This window comes from Flavobacterium panici (genome assembly GCF_024499525.1).
In the GTDB taxonomy this organism is placed as follows: Bacteria; Bacteroidota; Bacteroidia; order Flavobacteriales; family Flavobacteriaceae; genus Flavobacterium; species Flavobacterium panici.
The window spans coordinates 4,463,426-4,479,369 of record NZ_CP100437.1; the positions used below are offsets into that span (position 1 = coordinate 4,463,426).

The 15,944-nt window shown below is 32.3% G+C and carries 15 protein-coding genes; 6 read left to right on the forward strand and 9 right to left on the reverse strand.

The window, feature by feature from the left end; translation table 11 throughout:
- The first annotated feature begins 87 nt into the window (after positions 1-87).
- Positions 88-1,080: an OmpA family protein gene (locus tag NLJ00_RS18870; protein WP_256634967.1), complete on the forward strand. Its 993-nt coding sequence runs from the start codon at positions 88-90 to the stop codon at positions 1,078-1,080.
- A gap of 18 nt (positions 1,081-1,098) precedes the next feature.
- Positions 1,099-1,653, forward strand: a complete 555-nt coding sequence (locus NLJ00_RS18875; RefSeq protein WP_256634968.1) for a hypothetical protein — start codon at positions 1,099-1,101, stop codon at positions 1,651-1,653.
- A 61-nt stretch (positions 1,654-1,714) separates the two neighbouring features.
- Here NLJ00_RS18875 and NLJ00_RS18880 read toward each other — a convergent pair whose 3' ends face one another.
- The 8 genes from NLJ00_RS18880 to menD all read right to left on the reverse strand — a co-directional run bounded on the left by NLJ00_RS18880 (position 1,715) and on the right by menD (position 10,930).
- Positions 1,715-2,779 (reverse strand): o-succinylbenzoate synthase, encoded by a 1,065-nt coding sequence (locus NLJ00_RS18880; RefSeq protein WP_256634969.1) that lies wholly within the window; start codon positions 2,777-2,779, stop codon positions 1,715-1,717.
- An 84-nt stretch (positions 2,780-2,863) separates the two neighbouring features.
- A complete protein-coding gene (locus NLJ00_RS18885; RefSeq protein WP_256634970.1) occupies positions 2,864-4,066 on the reverse strand; it encodes a tetratricopeptide repeat protein in 1,203 nt (400 codons plus the stop codon).
- A 278-nt stretch (positions 4,067-4,344) separates the two neighbouring features.
- Positions 4,345-5,022, reverse strand: a complete 678-nt coding sequence (locus tag NLJ00_RS18890) for a metal-dependent hydrolase (protein ID WP_053473249.1) — start codon at positions 5,020-5,022, stop codon at positions 4,345-4,347.
- 28 nt (positions 5,023-5,050) lie between these two features.
- On the reverse strand, positions 5,051-6,013 hold the full coding sequence (gene menA / locus NLJ00_RS18895) for a 1,4-dihydroxy-2-naphthoate octaprenyltransferase (RefSeq protein WP_053473250.1): 963 nt from the start codon (positions 6,011-6,013) through the stop codon (positions 5,051-5,053).
- Between the two features lie 166 nt (positions 6,014-6,179).
- On the reverse strand, positions 6,180-7,013 hold the full coding sequence (locus NLJ00_RS18900; protein ID WP_053473251.1) for a 1,4-dihydroxy-2-naphthoyl-CoA synthase: 834 nt from the start codon (positions 7,011-7,013) through the stop codon (positions 6,180-6,182).
- 824 nt (positions 7,014-7,837) lie between these two features.
- On the reverse strand, positions 7,838-8,695 hold the full coding sequence (locus NLJ00_RS18905) for a CvfB family protein (protein WP_256634971.1): 858 nt from the start codon (positions 8,693-8,695) through the stop codon (positions 7,838-7,840).
- 136 nt (positions 8,696-8,831) lie between these two features.
- A complete protein-coding gene (locus NLJ00_RS18910) occupies positions 8,832-9,173 on the reverse strand; it encodes a DUF2853 family protein (protein ID WP_256634972.1) in 342 nt (113 codons plus the stop codon).
- A 92-nt stretch (positions 9,174-9,265) separates the two neighbouring features.
- On the reverse strand, positions 9,266-10,930 hold the full coding sequence (gene menD, locus NLJ00_RS18915) for a 2-succinyl-5-enolpyruvyl-6-hydroxy-3-cyclohexene-1-carboxylic-acid synthase (RefSeq protein ID WP_256634973.1): 1,665 nt from the start codon (positions 10,928-10,930) through the stop codon (positions 9,266-9,268).
- Positions 10,931-11,105: 175 nt separating this feature from the next.
- Between menD and NLJ00_RS18920 the strand changes: the two genes are divergently transcribed.
- Both NLJ00_RS18920 and NLJ00_RS18925 read left to right on the forward strand, forming a co-directional pair.
- The gene (locus NLJ00_RS18920) at positions 11,106-12,281 is read left to right on the forward strand and encodes a thioredoxin family protein (protein WP_256634974.1); all 1,176 of its coding nucleotides are present in this window, start codon (positions 11,106-11,108) and stop codon (positions 12,279-12,281) included.
- Between the two features lie 74 nt (positions 12,282-12,355).
- Complete coding sequence (locus NLJ00_RS18925) at positions 12,356-12,853, forward strand: GNAT family N-acetyltransferase (RefSeq protein ID WP_180861865.1); 498 nt, start codon at positions 12,356-12,358, stop codon at positions 12,851-12,853.
- A gap of 364 nt (positions 12,854-13,217) precedes the next feature.
- Here NLJ00_RS18925 and NLJ00_RS18930 read toward each other — a convergent pair whose 3' ends face one another.
- Positions 13,218-13,805 carry a glutathione peroxidase gene (locus NLJ00_RS18930; RefSeq protein ID WP_256634975.1) on the reverse strand — a complete coding sequence of 196 codons (588 nt, stop codon included), beginning with the start codon at positions 13,803-13,805 and terminating at the stop codon, positions 13,218-13,220.
- 738 nt (positions 13,806-14,543) lie between these two features.
- Between NLJ00_RS18930 and NLJ00_RS18935 the strand changes: the two genes are divergently transcribed.
- Both NLJ00_RS18935 and NLJ00_RS18940 read left to right on the forward strand, forming a co-directional pair.
- Complete coding sequence (locus tag NLJ00_RS18935; protein WP_053473258.1) at positions 14,544-15,074, forward strand: RNA polymerase sigma factor; 531 nt, start codon at positions 14,544-14,546, stop codon at positions 15,072-15,074.
- Positions 15,074-15,862 carry an anti-sigma factor gene (locus NLJ00_RS18940; protein ID WP_256634976.1) on the forward strand — a complete coding sequence of 263 codons (789 nt, stop codon included), beginning with the start codon at positions 15,074-15,076 and terminating at the stop codon, positions 15,860-15,862. The genes NLJ00_RS18935 and NLJ00_RS18940 overlap by 1 nt, the downstream gene beginning before the upstream one ends.
- Positions 15,863-15,944 lie beyond the last annotated feature (82 nt).

Genomic DNA, 15,944 nt, shown 5'->3' on the forward strand with positions numbered 1-15,944 from the left:
TTACTCATTTTAATTCAGTCGTGGAATTTCATTTTTAAAAATCCATTTATAAAATTCGTTTCAAATTCCAGTTTTTTTTGGTCTAAAATGAAACCAATTTCATTGATTATTAACATATTAGCTATATCAATTTTCGTTAATTTTGATAGAACCTTAATTCATCAAATCATGTCTAAAAAAGCACTTTATCTATTAGGGATCGCTCTGGTCATAATTTTAGGTACAATTTTGTATATAAAGTTTTGCTGCAATTGCGATACGGCGCAGCCAAATTCTGCTGTCGAAAAAGTTCCTGCTACGGCAATTAAGAATGATAATTTTGTTCCTTTTATCATAAATGGTTCCGGATTTGAATTTAGAACGAATTATAATTTTAAATTTTTAAAAAATAATCCTGCTGCAATTCAACCCATAAGCGATTCGATTTCAATTGGAATTGAAAAACTTAAAACTTTTTTAGTCTCAAATCCGAAACAAAAAGTTACCATTACGGGTTATGCTACTTCTGACGAAACGAATACAACAAAATTTGAAAATCTTGGATTAGCCCGAGCAAATGATGTCAAAAATTATTTTGTTTCAAAAGGTTTGGCTTCTTCTCAGTTAGACACAAAAGGAGAAATTATCAATAGCTGGAAAACAAATGCTGATACACTCATTGGCCCTGTTGAATACGAGTTTGAAACGATTAATACAGCTTCTACAGCCACTGATGATTGGGCTGCGCTGAAAGAAAAAATTAATACAAATCCGTTGATTTTTCATTTTAATACCAATAAATCAAGTTTTAATTTAAATGAAGAAGAACAGCAAAAAGTGACTGATATTATTAAATATTTAAAAAATGTAAAAAATACTTCTGTTTTAGTTGTGGGGCATAGTGATAATGTAGGCAATAGAGATTTAAATATAGATCTGGCACAAAAAAGAGCCGATTTTTCTAAAAATTATTTAATCAAAAACGGAATTGAAGCTTCCAGAATTGCTACTGAATCAAAAGGCCCGGATGAACCAATTGGGGATAATGCTACAACCGAAGGAAAAGCAAGCAATAGAAGAACCGTAGTTACCATCAAATAATCAAAAATATACTTTATTATGAATTTACCATGTATCTTAATACCGATTTTAGTGGGTATAATCTGTGGAATTTTAGGTTGCTTACTAGGAAAATTGAACTCAAAAGAAGATGATTCTTTAGCCGCATCATTACAAGCAGATCTTGATGCCTGTAAAGCAAATACGAAAAATTTAAATACAAAAATAGCTTCTCTGGAAGCAGATCTGGCGGCTGCTCATGCTAAAGTTTCTGCATCTGTATCTAAACCATTTCCCGCAGAAGTTCCATCAGCTTTGTTTGATAGTGCACTGGCCACAAATGTATTAGGCAAAAAAATAAAACAGGACGATTTAAAAATTGTTGAAGGAATTGGCCCAAAAATAGAAGCTTTACTTAACGACTCCGGAATTAAAACATGGAAAGATCTTTCGGAAACATCAACAGAAAGATTACAGTCCATTCTGGATTCCGGAGGAGAAAACTACTCAATTCATAACCCTAGTACATGGGCGAAACAGGCTTTATTTGCTTATCAGGGTAAATGGCAGGAATTAAAAGAATGGCAGGAAAATTTACTTGGCGGGAAAGAGTAAAAATAGGTTCAAAGGTGCAGAGTGGCAAAGGTTCAGAGGTTTTATATCGTGCTTTTTAACCCTATGAATCTTTGTTACTTTGTACTTTTTCTAAAATTACCGAATCCCAGTTTGTAGTTGTATTGTACCATAATTTTCCTTTTGTGACTTCTAGTGGAGAATCAAAATTATTGGTGTAAAGTGCTCCGGTGCCTAATCCTTGCGGCATTTTTGAATTTTGAAGAAATGTCCATTGTGCGATTGCATTTAATCCGATATTGCTTTCTAATGCAGAGGTTATCCACCAGCCAATATTGTATTTATCTGCTAATGTTATCCATTCCTGTGTTCCTCTAAAACCGCCGATAAAACTAGGTTTTAAAATGATGTATTGAGGTTTGATTTCCTGCAGTAATTTTTCTTTTTCTTCGAATGAAAATATGCCAATTAATTCTTCATCTAAAGCAATTGGAAAAGGAGTTATTTCACATAAATCTGCCATAGCCTGAATGTTTCCTTTTTTAATAGGCTGTTCGATACTATGTAATTGAAATTTATTTAATTGATTGAGTTTATCTAAAGCTTCATTCAATGCAAAAGCGCCATTTGCATCAACTCTAATTTCTATTTCTTCTGCTAAAAAATGACTGCGGATAAATTCTAATAATTCTAATTCCTTTTGAAAATCTATTGCTCCAATTTTAAGTTTGATACAGCTGAATCCATCGGCTAATTTTTCTTCAATCTGCTGTTTCATGAAAGCCGGTTCGCCCATCCAAACCAAACCGTTTATCTCAATTGACTCTGTATTGTTGGTAAAATCAGAAGGAAATAACAAATATGGATTTTCGCTTTTTAGTGATAAAAAAGCCATTTCAATTCCGAATTGAATCGAAGGAAATTCCAGTAAAGATTCCCAAAGTGCTTTTTCTCCTAAATGAATATTCTCGCAAGTCCATTTTAGTTTTTCTTCATAATCATCGCGATCGTCAGCACTCAAGCCACGAAGTATACCGCACTCACCTATTCCTTTTTTACCGTTTTCTTCAAGAACGATAAACCAGGTTTCTTTTTCGGTCATAACACCGCGAGACGTCCCAGACGGACGTTTAAACTCGAGCATATATTTGTGGTAAGTCGCTTTCATTTTTTTAGATGCTAAGATTCTAGGACTCTAAGATGCTGAGAAACTAAAAAACTTAGAATCTTAGTATCTCAGCAACTTAGTAACTTAGTTAAATAATTTTAGAATTTTTTCGAAGTCTTTTGAGGGTAAACCTGCTTTTTCAAAAAGGGCAAAATCAGATTTTGTTTTGTCTTTCCAGCTTAGGCTGTCTGTAACGTTTTGATCTTGATATTTTTTATAGATTGCTTTTGCGTCACCATAATTATTGCTTACTAAATAAACGTGTGCTAAGTTTAGTTTCACCAATAACTCTGTATCATCTAATTTTTCGCCTTCCTGCAAAAACTTTAATGCTTTTGCATATTGTTTTGTCAGGATATAGCAATAACCAATTGAACTGTAATCTAATGCCGTAGCTTTTCCGTCGTTGATGATTATATTTAATTTTTGGATGGCTTCGTTGTACTTTTGTTGTTTTATTAAAGTCGCAATCTGATTTCTTAAATCGTTATAAACGTTTTTAGAAATGTCAGCATCTTTATAGCAGGCATTTCCAAAGTCTTTGTAAACTTTTGTTTTTTCTACAGCAAGTAATTTTTGAAATTCAGCATAACGATATTCTTTCATGATTTTATCCAGAATACAAACACAAAAATCATCAGAATTGGCCATTTTCTGTGCCATTGTTGATGTTTTGCACAAACTAATAATCTCATTTTTATTGTCCTGATTCCAGCCGCGGTTTAATTTTATATCAACCCAAGGCACAACTTCTAAAACTATTTTCTGGGTCAAAAACCAATTTTTGCTTTCAAAACCAAACCAAATTGTTTTTGTATTTTCTTTTAAACAGGAATTTTTGTCTAGTGAAATTCTTTTTGCGTCTTTACTAACGGGTTCTGACTGAGAAAAACAAGCTGAATCTATTTTTCCGTCGCTAACGTATTTTTTAGCATTTTCATTTGAGGTAAATAAGGAATACGTGCATTGATCATCTCCTGAAATTTTAGACATTAAAAAAACAGCTCCGGCAGAACCTTGTCCTATTCCGTATGGATCTGGAATTGCTTTTAACAGCGAAACCAAACTATTGGCCATTTGCTGATTTTTATCCAGAAGTGTAATTCTGTATACAATTTCAGTCGTTCCTACTGGTAAATCTTCTGTTTTTATTACAATTCTGTCACCTGCAGAAACCAGTATTTCTTTTGTTGTTGCACGTTCTTTGTCCCAATAGCCGTCTTTTTGAGCAAAAGCGCTGTAGGTAGAAGTTATTAAAAGGATTAAAAATATTCTTTCAAAATTCATATTTGGTTTAAATCTTTTGCCACGACCCGAGCAATAGCGAATAGGCGAAGCAATTGCACAAATTTTCACTAATTTTTTATTTGCCACAGATTGCACAGATTAAAGTGATTCAATGCTTTATTATTTGACATATATTATGCCAAAATATTTTTTTGAAACCGAATGTCCTAGCCCCGATAGGAGCGATATCCTTTTGTGGTCTCGTTTTTTCACGAGATCACAAAAGATATAGCGGATAGCGGGATTAGCTCCTTATTTCGACTACGCTCAGGATGACATTATAATTCTATAGATTCTCCGATATTTAAAAGCATCAAATCTTTTCCTTTATCAAAGAATTTGCGGATTGATTCTTCGTGGTTGATTTCGATATAACCAAAAGTATCAAAGTGATACCCTAGAATTTTATCGCATTCTACAAAGTCAGATGCGATTATGGCATCTTCAACATCCATTGTAAAATTGTTTCCGATTGGAAGAATGGCTAAATCTAATTTTGTACGCAGCGGAATCAATTTCATATCAAATGTAAGTGCTGTATCTCCGGCAATGTAAATATTTTTGTGTTCGCCTTCGATTACAAATCCGCCCGGATTTCCTCCGTAAGTTCCATCAGGGAAAGAACTTGAGTGAATTGCGTTTACATATTTTACTCTTCCAAAATCAAATTTCCAGCTTCCGCCGTGATTCATTGGGTGTGCATTAAAACCTTTTTTTGCGTAGTAACTTGTAATTTCAGCATTTGAAACAATTACTGCATTGGTATTTTTAGCAATTGTATCTACATCTAAAACGTGATCACTGTGTGCGTGAGTTAATAAGATATAATCGGCTTTTAATGTATTTATGTCGATGGCTGCAGCCTGTGGATTTCCAGAAATAAATGGGTCAACAAGAATGTGTTTTCCTCCTACTTCGATCCCTAAAGATGCGTGTCCGTAAAATGTAATTTTCATTTTTTTAAAGTTTAAAGTTGAACTTGAATTATCTTCCTCCAAGGAAAAGGTTAACAATAATGTCTGAAATCAATGAAATCATACAAATTGTCAATAATATAGAAAGTAAAAATGTGCTTAATGCTACTTTTTTTAATTCCGGATCTAAAAGCTTAGGGTTTTGATTTTTATAAACAGTAATTAAATGTTTAGTTAAAGGAATGTAAGCCAGTAAAAACAAATATTGGTCGAAATTATAATCGCTTAAAATTGCAAAAATCACAACCAAAAGCATAGCTGTAATGATTATTGAAAAGTGATAAATTTTAGCTTTTGCACCGCCAATTTGCACTACAATTGTGTTTTTACCCGATTTTCTGTCTGATTCTTCGTCGCGCATATTGTTAAGGTTTAAAACCCCAACGCTCAATAATCCTATTGCAACTGCCGGAAGTATTAAAAGCGGATCTACTTCTTTTGAATACAAAAAGTTAACGCCTAATGTGCTTACTAATCCGAAGAAAATGAAAACAAATAAATCGCCAAATCCTCTGTATCCGTAAGCTGAATTTCCAACTGTATAACGAATTGCCGAAACAATTGCTGCGATTCCTAATAATAAGAAAAAGATAGAATACCCAAAATTGTCCTGACCAAAAGCAAAATAAATTAAAATAATTGCTGATAATAAAGTCAGCAAAGAAGTAATTATTATGGCTTTTTTCATGGCTTGCGGCGTAATTGCACCGCTTTGAATGGCGCGCTGCGGACCTACACGATCTGCATTGTCTGTACCTTTTACTCCGTCTCCGTAATCATTTGCAAAATTAGAAAGTACCTGAAGACCAAGTGTTGTTAAAAGTGCGAAACCAAAAATTTTCCAACTAAAAACTTCTGTTGGCGTATTAATCGTTTCTGTTGGGTTTGAAAGTGCGTAAATACTTCCAACTATAATTCCGGAAACTGATAAAGGCAATGTGCGCAGTCTAGCGGCTTCAATCCAGTGTTTCATATTTTTATTTTAGATTTTTAGAGTTTAGATTTTAGATTGTTGGATTCTTTATAATTTAAAAAATCTAAAATCTGTAATCTAAATAATATTGTTTTTTAATCTAGAGTTTAGATGCCATTTTCAGATTCAAAAAATCTAAAATCTGCAATCTAAAATCTAAAATTATTTATGGTAACCATTTATTTTCGCCAAAGTTTGGTTTTCTTTTTTCTAAAAAGGCATTTCTTCCTTCTTTTGCTTCTTCGGTCATGTAAGCTAAACGTGTTGCTTCACCTGCAAAAACCTGTTGTCCAACCATTCCGTCGTCGGTTAAGTTCATGGCGAATTTTAGCATTTTGATAGAAGTTGGAGATTTTTGAAGGATTTCCTGTGCCCATTCGTATGCAGTAGCTTCTAATTCATCATGGGGAATTACGGCATTTACCATTCCCATTTCAAAAGCTTCCTGAGCTGAATAATTTCTTCCTAAAAAGAAAATTTCACGCGCTTTTTTCTGCCCGACCATTTTAGCTAAATAAGCAGATCCGTAACCACCGTCAAAGCTGGTAACATCAGCATCTGTCTGCTTAAAAATCGCGTGTTCTTTACTTGCCAGAGTCATATCGCAAACTACGTGTAAACTGTGTCCACCACCAACAGCCCAGCCCGGAACAACTGCAATAACTACTTTTGGCATAAAACGAATTAAACGCTGTACTTCAAGAATATTTAAACGATGCTGACCGTCTTCTCCAACATATCCCTGATGTCCACGCGCATTTTGATCGCCTCCGCTGCAAAACGAGTAAACGCCGTCTTTTGTCGATGGCCCTTCTGCAGAAAGCAAAACTACTCCAATTGAAGTGTCTTCTTGCGCGTCATAAAAAGCCTGGTATAATTCTGAAGTTGTTTTAGGTCTGAAGGCATTTCTAACATTTGGCCTGTTAAAAGCAATTCTGGCAACTCCATTACATTTTTTATAGGTTATATCTTCAAATTCTCTGGCTGTAATCCAATCCATTTCTGTTTGTTTTATTTAAAAATTATAGTGTAAAAATAAACCATTTTTTACATTTTTCCCTATTCAATTTTGTTTAAGTAACAGCTATTTTTTCATTCAATGTTAACAATTGGACTCTGTGTACAAAAAATAACACTTTTTAACATTAGTATTAAAAAATAATGAGTAATTTTACACCCTAGAAATCAACAAGATACAAACATTTTGTTGACATAAGATTGATTTTCTTTCACTGATTTATTAACCTAAAAAATGATTTTTTTGAGAAAATTTAAAAAATTTGTCGCTCATTTTTTTATGGTTTTAAATAGTAAACCTGTTAGGAATGAGCAAATGATTTACTCGTTTGTCAAAACTTCAAAAAGGAGATAGTAACACCTAAGGTTAAACGCTAGAATTGTTTTGTAATTAGTATCAAATTGATTACGAAAAGAGAAAAAAATGCTAACTAAAACTTTCTATAAGTTATTTTATTAAACCAAATGGATTAGCCGTGAAATTAATTTTTTGCTTTTAAGATAAACGCAATAATTGTTTAAAGACATACCATCAAGAAAGAAGTTTCTAAAATTCGTAAAGTGCTTACTTTCAAGATGAATTCGAATTATTTTATTTCTGTTTTTTTTTAATTACAATTTTTTTTAAAACTAGAATAAAAAGGGAAAGGCTGCTTGTAATGAGCAGCCTTTCTTGTTATAAGGGGTTAAGTAAATTCCAAAAAATAAAAATTCCAAATTCCAATGGTTGAAATTCCAAAAAATAAAAAATCCCAAATTCCAATGTATGCGTATAACATTGGAATTTGGAATTTAAAATATTGGAATTTAATTATCCTTTACCAGATAAATTCCATCTTCTTTAATTTCAATGAGTTTCTCTTTATATAAAGCTCCTACAGCCTTTTTAAAAGTTTTTTTACTCATTTTTAAAACCGTTTTTATGTCTTCCGGATGCGAATTATCATTTAAACGTAAAAAACCGCGGTTGGCTCTTAATTCATCTAAAATCTTCTCTGCATTTGGTTCAATACTTTGGTAACCCTGAATTTGCAAGGCAACATCAATTTTATTATCAGGACGAATGGTTTTAATATAACCACGCATTCTGTCTCCGGTTCTTATTGAATCGTCATAAACTTCATCTTTGTATAAAAGTCCTTTATGTTGTTCGTTGATAATCACATTTATTCCCAATTCTGTAATGTGAGAAACGATCAAATCGACTTCTTCTCCTTTTTCAACTGTAAGCTGATCGTTATTTAAAAATTGGTTCAACTTACTTGAAGCTACTAAACGATTGGTTTTCTCATCTTTATAAAGGTAAACTAGGTAGCGTTTTCCCTTTTCCATTGGACGCGCCTGCTCTTTAAACGGAACCAGAATATCTTTTTCCATTCCCCAATCCATAAAAGCACCAACATTATTGATGTAGTTTACTCTTAAAAGTGCAAACTCATTCAATAAAATATAAGGTTCAAGTGTAGTGGCTACAGGGCGTTGTTCATGATCTAAATAAACAAAAACGACAAGTTCTTCGCCTATTTCAAATTCATTTGGAACATATTTATTTGGTAATAAAACATCGTGAATTCCGTCTGGATCTTTTTCAGGATTTCCTAAAAAAAGACCAACTTTTGTATCACGTAATATAGTTAGTGTATTGTATTTTCCTATTTCAAGCATTTTTCTTAAGATTCTAAGTTGAAAAGCATCAAAGCTTCTAAGGTGCAAATGTACGAAGTTTGAAATCGTAAATGAAAAATGTTTTGGATTAAGGTATATAAAAAGAAAAAAGCGCCAATTTTGACGCTTTTATTTGTTATTTATAAACACTTTCTTTTTTAAAGTGAACTGTCAATAGATAGTAGACCACAGCTCTGTATTTATGTTTGTTTGATTTACCGTATTTTTCTAAAACTGCATGAATAGCTTCATCTAAAGCCGGAGTATCTGCTAAACCTAATTTTTTTATCAGAAAATTATTTTTAACGGTGTGTATCTCTGAATCTTGATTTCCAGCTACTGTAGACGCATCAGCATTATAAATTGCAGGCCCGCATCCAATGGTTACTTTTGTCAGCAAATCCATATTTGGAGTTACTCCGCATTTCTCTTTTAAATCTGCTGCATACTTCTGAATTAATTCTTCTCTTTTACTCATAATAAATTTAATATTGGTTACTAATTATGCAGCCAAATCTAAATATTATTATGAGTTAAAACAAATATTTAACACAATTTAACTTACAAAAATTAAACAAGCTCTTTAAAGTATTGTTTTAAAATTACATCATTTTCAGCAGTTGGGGTAAAAACTTCTAATATTCCTGGTGCTTCATTTTCATTATAAAGTTTATCTAAATTCTCATGCAGATCAGCTAAATTACTGGCTTTATAATAATTACAACCGTACATTTTTGCCAAATGTTCTGCGGTTAAATGATGTGAAGTTTCAAAATAGGTATTAAAAACAGGTTTTTCTTCATGTCCGGGTAAAATCCTGAAAATTCCTCCTCCTCCATTATTGATTATAATGATTTTGAAGTTTTTAGGAATATAAGAATTCCATAAAGCGTTGCTGTCGTATAGAAAGCTGATATCGCCTGTAATAAAAACAGTTTGTTTTCCGCTCCCAACGGCAGATCCCACTGCAGTTGAAGTGCTTCCGTCGATTCCGCTTGTTCCTCTGTTGCAAAATACTTCAATTGAAGGATCTATTTCAATTAACTGTGCATAACGAATTGCCGAACTGTTACTAATTTGCAACTGAATATTTTTAGGAAGCGATTCAATTACTTTTTCAAAAACTTTAAAATCTGAAAAAGGAATTTTCTTTAGATATTCTTCTTTTCTTTTATTTCTTAAACTGTAAATTTTATCGATTTTCGAAAAGTAATTACTCGCTTTAAATTCTGTTTTTGGAAGCAGATCTTTGAAAAAATCATTTGGTTCCATTACAAAATGTTTACTTAAAGCATTGAATGTATCATAAGCACGTAAAGTATCTATATGCCAGTGATGTGCAGGTTTATACTTTCGTAAAAAAGCTTTAATACGTTTGGATACAATCATACCTCCAAAAGTGATTAAAACCTGGGCTTCCAATTCTTTAAAATCAGAATCATCAAATGGTGTAATTAAAGTATCTATACTATTAATAAAACTCGGATGATGTATGTTTGAAGTCGTTTCTGTAAGGACAACAATCGATGGATCGTTTGCAAAGTTTTTCAGAATTTCCTTATCTACAGAATTAACATCATTTATTCCGCCAATAAGAATTAGTTTTCTTTTTGCCGAATTCCAAATGGAAACAATTTCTTCGCTGTTATCAATAATTTTGGTTGGAATTTCTTCTTCCGGAGTTGTGATTTTTGGCTCTACAGAAAGTTCTGAAACCGTTTCATATAATGGTTCTTCAAATGGTGCATTGATATGAACCGGACCTTTTTGAAGAATGGCTGTTTCTATGGCTTTATTTATTTTTAAGTCGTTTTCTACCGAAGCATCTTCGGTTAAATTGGCATTAAAAACAGAATGATTTAAGTAGACATTTTCCTGACGAATGGTTTGCCCGTCGCCAATATCAATTTTACTCTGCGGACGATCTGCAGAAATTACAATTAAAGGAATCTGACTGTAAAATGCCTCGGCTACAGCCGGATAATAATTCAATAGTGCCGATCCTGACGTACAAACAACAGCCGTAGGCTTTTTTGTCTGCATTGCAATTCCTAAAGCAAAGAATGCGGCACAGCGCTCATCGGCAATACTGTAACATTTAAAATTTGGATTTTGTGCGAAACCAATCGTCAAAGGTGCATTTCGTGAACCTGGAGAAATTATAATATTATGAATTCCTTTTGCTGAACAAATCTCGATAATGCTTTGTGCAAGCGCTATTTTGGGGTAAATCATTCTAAATGGTGTATAATTTTTAAAGAAAATATATTGCTTAAAATTTTCTTTTGCGATTACAAAGTTACAAACTTCGCGCTTTATTTAACTTATATATTAGGAAGATATTAAGACTGATTTTGTAAAAAGGGAATATATTTGTAAAACAGAATTTCTTTATTAAAATTAACCCTTTATGCGTTATTTATATTTACTTTTTCTTTTCGTTTCACTGCAAACTGTAACCTCTCAAAATCAATTTGCTGTTGACGGAATAACGTACAAAACGGCCCTTGAAAATGCTAAAACACAAGGGAAACCTGTTTTTGTAATGTTATATGCAGATTGGTGTCCGCATTGTAACCAAATGAAAAAAGAAGTTTTCAGCGATCAAAATGTAATGGATTTTTTAAATAAAAATTACATCTGCGTTTGGAAAAACATTGAAAAAGAAGAAGGAATAGCGCTTAAAAATAAGTTTAAAACGACTTCACTTCCGGCATTTTTATTTTTAGATGCAAATGAAACTCTTTTGTATGCTTTAAAAGGCGAAATGAAAAAAGAAGATTTTCTGGCGGAAGCCAATTATGCTTTAAATCCTAAATTACAGCTTCCATATTTAGAAAAAGATTTTCTGGCTGATCCTAGTAATTCAACAAAATTCTTTACTTATTTGAATACATTAAAAAAAGGAAAAGACAGAACAGAATTATCGATTCCTACTCATATATATCTGCAGACACAATCAGATTCTCAATTGGTAAGTGAAACCAATTGGCGTGTAATTGCCAATGGTGTTACTGATATTAATTCGAGAGAATTTCAATATGTTTTAAAACATCAAAAAGAATTTGCTGCTGTAGCATCGCAAAATCGTGTTGACCGAAAAGTAGAAAGTATTGTAAACGAATTACTTCGTCCGCTTGTGGATAATTTGGATACTATAAATTATTATAAACAAAGAGAAATTGCAAAATCAATTCGATTGCAAAAAACGGATTCTCTTGTTTTTAAATTTGATTTAACGCTGGCAGAACGTACTGAAAAATGGGATTTCTACAAAAAAGTCACTCTGGAAGATACTGAAGAATTAGTCTGGAATGATGCTAGTTTCTTAAAAGATATCGGGCAAACTTATTTAAAACATATTAGTGATGCCGAAAGTTTGAAAAAATCAATTTCTTGGGTAAAGCATTCTTTAGAATTAACGGATTCTTACGATGGAAATTTACTCATTGCCCGACTTTATAATAAAATAAAAGACAAAAAACAGGCATTAAAATATGCTAAAGATGCCAAAGCTATTGGTAAAGAAATGGGCTGGAACACCAAAGATATTGATACTTTACTGGCTGAACTAAATTCTAAATAAACTTAAAATAATAAACACGAATTTCACGAATTAACACTAATGTTTGTGAAGTGAAATTTTAAAAGATTAAAACCATGAGCCTTATTCTTAGACCTGCAACCACAAACGATTTAGGGAAAATTCTTGATATTGTAAATCATTCTATCCTGCATACCACGGCAAATTATAGTTATGATATTCAAACTCTTGAAGTACAAACAAAATGGTTTGAAGATAAAAAAGCTAAAAACCTTCCTATTGTTGTAGCAGATTTAGATGGCGAAGTTGTTGGTTTTGGGAGTTATGGTCAGTTTCGTGAAAAAATTGGCTATCAATATACTGTTGAGCATTCTGTTTATGTGGTTGATAATGTTATTGGAAAAGGAATTGGCTCTAAATTATTAACTGAATTAATTCGTTTGGCTAAAGAACAAGGTTATCACGTTATGATTGGTGCTATCGATGCGGATAATGCGGGAAGTATTGCTTTTCATGAAAAATTTGGATTTGTAGCAATCGGGACGATTCGTGAAGTTGGATATAAGTTTGATCATTGGCTGGATTTGGTTTTTATGCAGCTTATATTGGCGTAGATTGCACGCGGATTTTACGGATTTTTTTTCGATTCTGAAAACTTGGAAGAAAAATCGAATACGGATATTGGCGTAAATAGTACGCGGATTTTACGGGTTCGCTATCGCGAAGGCGCGGATTGTCACGGATTTTTTTCTTTTCGCTTTTTTGTCATTTCGAGGAACGAGAAATCGCACAAGAAACTCGACAAAGATTGGCGATTTTCTTTGAGGAAATACTAGTGCGATTTCTCGTTCGTCGAAATGACAAGACTTTGAGGAAAACCTTTGTCTCTTTGCATCTTTGTCACTTTGAACCTAAAAAAAAATCCCCAAATTTGAAATGAATTCAAATTTGGGGATTTTTTTATCTAAAAACTCTAAATTAACTCTTGATCCAATTGATAACTTCTGGATCTGTAACTAAAGTTTTTGGTTTAATTACTTTTACCAATTCTCCTTTTTCGTTGATTAAGTATTTTTGGAAATTCCACTCTACTTCAGAATCCTGTAAACCGTTTTTAGATTTTTGAGTCAGAAATTTATAAACCTCACACATATCGTCGCCTTTTACAGAAACTTTATCCATCATTGGGAAAGTTACACCGTAATTTTGCTGACAGAAAGTTTCGATTTCTTTGTTTGTTCCAGGTTCCTGAGATGCAAAATTGTTTGCCGGGAAACCTACAATTACAAAACCTTTGTCTTTGTATTGTTTGTAAACCGCTTCAAGGTCTTTGTATTGAGGAGTTAATCCGCATTTTGAAGCTGTGTTTACGATTAGGACTTTTTTGCCTTTTAAAGAAGCAAAATCAAAAGTATTACCTGATAAATCTTCCACTTTAAACTGATAAATATTTTCTTTTGCCATAGCTTTATCTGATTTAGATAATTTGTTTGTGCTTGTTTGAGCCTGAGTTGGTGCACTTAATAAAAGTAAGGCACTGCATGCTATAAATAGTATTTTTTTCATTGTATAATTTTTTCATAAAATTAATTAAAATCTGTATTGCTGAATATTTTTGCCGCTTTTATTTTTATTAATAATAAGTTAAATAAAAAATGAAGCCCGGCGTTAATCAGACGCCGGGCTTCCCCCCATACAAACAAATCAAACCATGAATTAATTATTTGTCTCTTTTATATTTTAAAACTATAGTTGATGCCCCGGTTATAATGAAAATCTTTAATCTTAATCGCACTAATTCAATTATCTATGGCGTTTATAGTGGAAATTTCAGTTCGTTTAGCATGCGTGATTACTATTAGTGTTTTTGATTTTCAGTTGGAAGTCCGAGGACATCAACTATTCAATATTTTTATTTAGTTCATTTTGAACGATTTCATTTTTAAAATCTTTATTGGTAAAATTTATCAGCGATAAAACGGTTGTTAAACCCACAATTAATATTTTAAATTTTTCTATCCCGCGCATAATTTTTAACTTTAAAAAAAAACAATTTTAGTAATTGCTTAATCTTTCCCTTTTTCATTTTTCCATCTATAATGTTATATACGAAAAGGGTTTATTTTTGGATTTAAAAAAAGTAAAAAAAATTGCACTTTTTTTCTAAATTTTATCTGAAGCCTTTATTTATCTAAGGTTTTAACTACAAAAAAAAATATTTTTTTCACAAAAAAATAAATTATCTTTATCTCACGTTATAAGAAAATTTCGATAAAATTATATTTAAGCTTTAAATCCAAATCTATGAGTCAAGAAGAATTATTAGTTTTAATTTACAAAAAAGACGAAAGAGCTTTTACCCACTTGTACGATATGTACTCAAAAAGTTTATTTTCAGTCATTAATGTTTTAATCAAAAATCGTGAAGAAGCCGAAGACGTTTTGCAGGAAGTTTTTGTAAAAATCTGGAAAAACATCGATTCTTATAACGAAAGTAAAGGCCGATTTTACACCTGGATCCTTAATATAGCTAGGAATACGTCGATTGACAAGCTGAGATCCAAAAATTTTAATAACAGCCAAAAAAACCTTTCCTCGGATAATTTCGTAAATCTGTTAGATGACAGTAATAAATTAATTAATAGAATTGATACAATTGGAATTCAGGAGTTCGTAAAGAAACTGAAACCAAAATGTATAGAGATTATTGATTTATTATTTTTCAAAGGATATACCCAGCAAGAAGCTTCAGAAGAATTGGCACTGCCACTGGGAACTATCAAAACTCAAAACAGAAACTGTATTAACGATTTAAGAAATTATTTAAAAATATAATGGAAGCACAAGAATATATTGAATCAGGAACTCTAGAACTTTATGTTTACGGTTTATTAACCGAAAAGGAAAATCTGGAAATTGCCGAACTGGCAAAAAACAACAAGGAAGTAGACGACGAAATAATTGCGATTGAAAGAGCTATTGTGGCCCTATCATCAAGCTTCGCTCCTTTCCACTCTGTTGAGAATTTCGAAAAAATTAAAGCTCGTTTAGAACTTAAACATGGTAAAGTTGTCGAAATAAAACCTGCATCAAACTGGACACAATATGTGGGCTGGGCAGCGGCAGTTTTATTATTGTTAGGTTTTGGATACCAAACTTTAGAATTAACTAAATCAAAAGAAACAATCTCTAAAGTTGGAAATGAGAAAAATAAAATCGAAAGAAATTATGCATTCTTAGATCAACAGAATAAACAAACCGAGAAAAACTTAACTATTGTAAGAGATATTAAAAATACCGGCGTAACACTTGGCGGTCAGGCAGTTTCTCCAACATCTTTTGCAAAAGTCTACTGGAACCAGCAGACAAAAACAACTTATATTGATGCTGCAGGTTTACCAACGCCTCCAAAAGGAATGGTTTATCAAGTTTGGTCTTTAAAGCTAAGTCCGGTATTAACGCCAACAAGTATTGGTTTACTGGATAATTTTGAAGGAAATTCACAAAAAATCTTTGCTGTAAGCCAGACAGATTCGGCAGAAGCATTTGGAATTACTTTAGAGCCAGCTGGCGGAAGCCCAACGCCTACAATGGAACAACTATATACTTTAGGAAAAGTTTAAAGCCTAAAATACTTATAAATTTAAAGCGCATATTAATTACTTTTAATATGCGCTTTTTTATTTAACCAAAAACAAAACTATC

Bases quoted from the DNA above. Each gene is read 5' to 3' on its own strand.
- NLJ00_RS18870 (WP_256634967.1), top strand. From the start codon at position 88: ATGAAACCAATTTCATTGATTATTAACATATTAGCTATATCAATTTTC.
- NLJ00_RS18875 (WP_256634968.1), top strand. From the start codon at position 1,099: ATGAATTTACCATGTATCTTAATACCGATTTTAGTGGGTATAATCTGT.
- NLJ00_RS18880 (WP_256634969.1), bottom strand. From the start codon at position 2,779: ATGAAAGCGACTTACCACAAATATATGCTCGAGTTTAAACGTCCGTCT.
- NLJ00_RS18885 (WP_256634970.1), bottom strand. From the start codon at position 4,066: ATGAATTTTGAAAGAATATTTTTAATCCTTTTAATAACTTCTACCTAC.
- NLJ00_RS18890 (WP_053473249.1), bottom strand. From the start codon at position 5,022: ATGAAAATTACATTTTACGGACACGCATCTTTAGGGATCGAAGTAGGA.
- menA (WP_053473250.1), bottom strand. From the start codon at position 6,013: ATGAAACACTGGATTGAAGCCGCTAGACTGCGCACATTGCCTTTATCA.
- NLJ00_RS18900 (WP_053473251.1), bottom strand. From the start codon at position 7,013: ATGGATTGGATTACAGCCAGAGAATTTGAAGATATAACCTATAAAAAA.
- NLJ00_RS18905 (WP_256634971.1), bottom strand. From the start codon at position 8,695: ATGCTTGAAATAGGAAAATACAATACACTAACTATATTACGTGATACA.
- NLJ00_RS18910 (WP_256634972.1), bottom strand. From the start codon at position 9,173: ATGAGTAAAAGAGAAGAATTAATTCAGAAGTATGCAGCAGATTTAAAA.
- menD (WP_256634973.1), bottom strand. From the start codon at position 10,930: ATGATTTACCCCAAAATAGCGCTTGCACAAAGCATTATCGAGATTTGT.
- NLJ00_RS18920 (WP_256634974.1), top strand. From the start codon at position 11,106: ATGCGTTATTTATATTTACTTTTTCTTTTCGTTTCACTGCAAACTGTA.
- NLJ00_RS18925 (WP_180861865.1), top strand. From the start codon at position 12,356: ATGAGCCTTATTCTTAGACCTGCAACCACAAACGATTTAGGGAAAATT.
- NLJ00_RS18930 (WP_256634975.1), bottom strand. From the start codon at position 13,805: ATGAAAAAAATACTATTTATAGCATGCAGTGCCTTACTTTTATTAAGT.
- NLJ00_RS18935 (WP_053473258.1), top strand. From the start codon at position 14,544: ATGAGTCAAGAAGAATTATTAGTTTTAATTTACAAAAAAGACGAAAGA.
- NLJ00_RS18940 (WP_256634976.1), top strand. From the start codon at position 15,074: ATGGAAGCACAAGAATATATTGAATCAGGAACTCTAGAACTTTATGTT.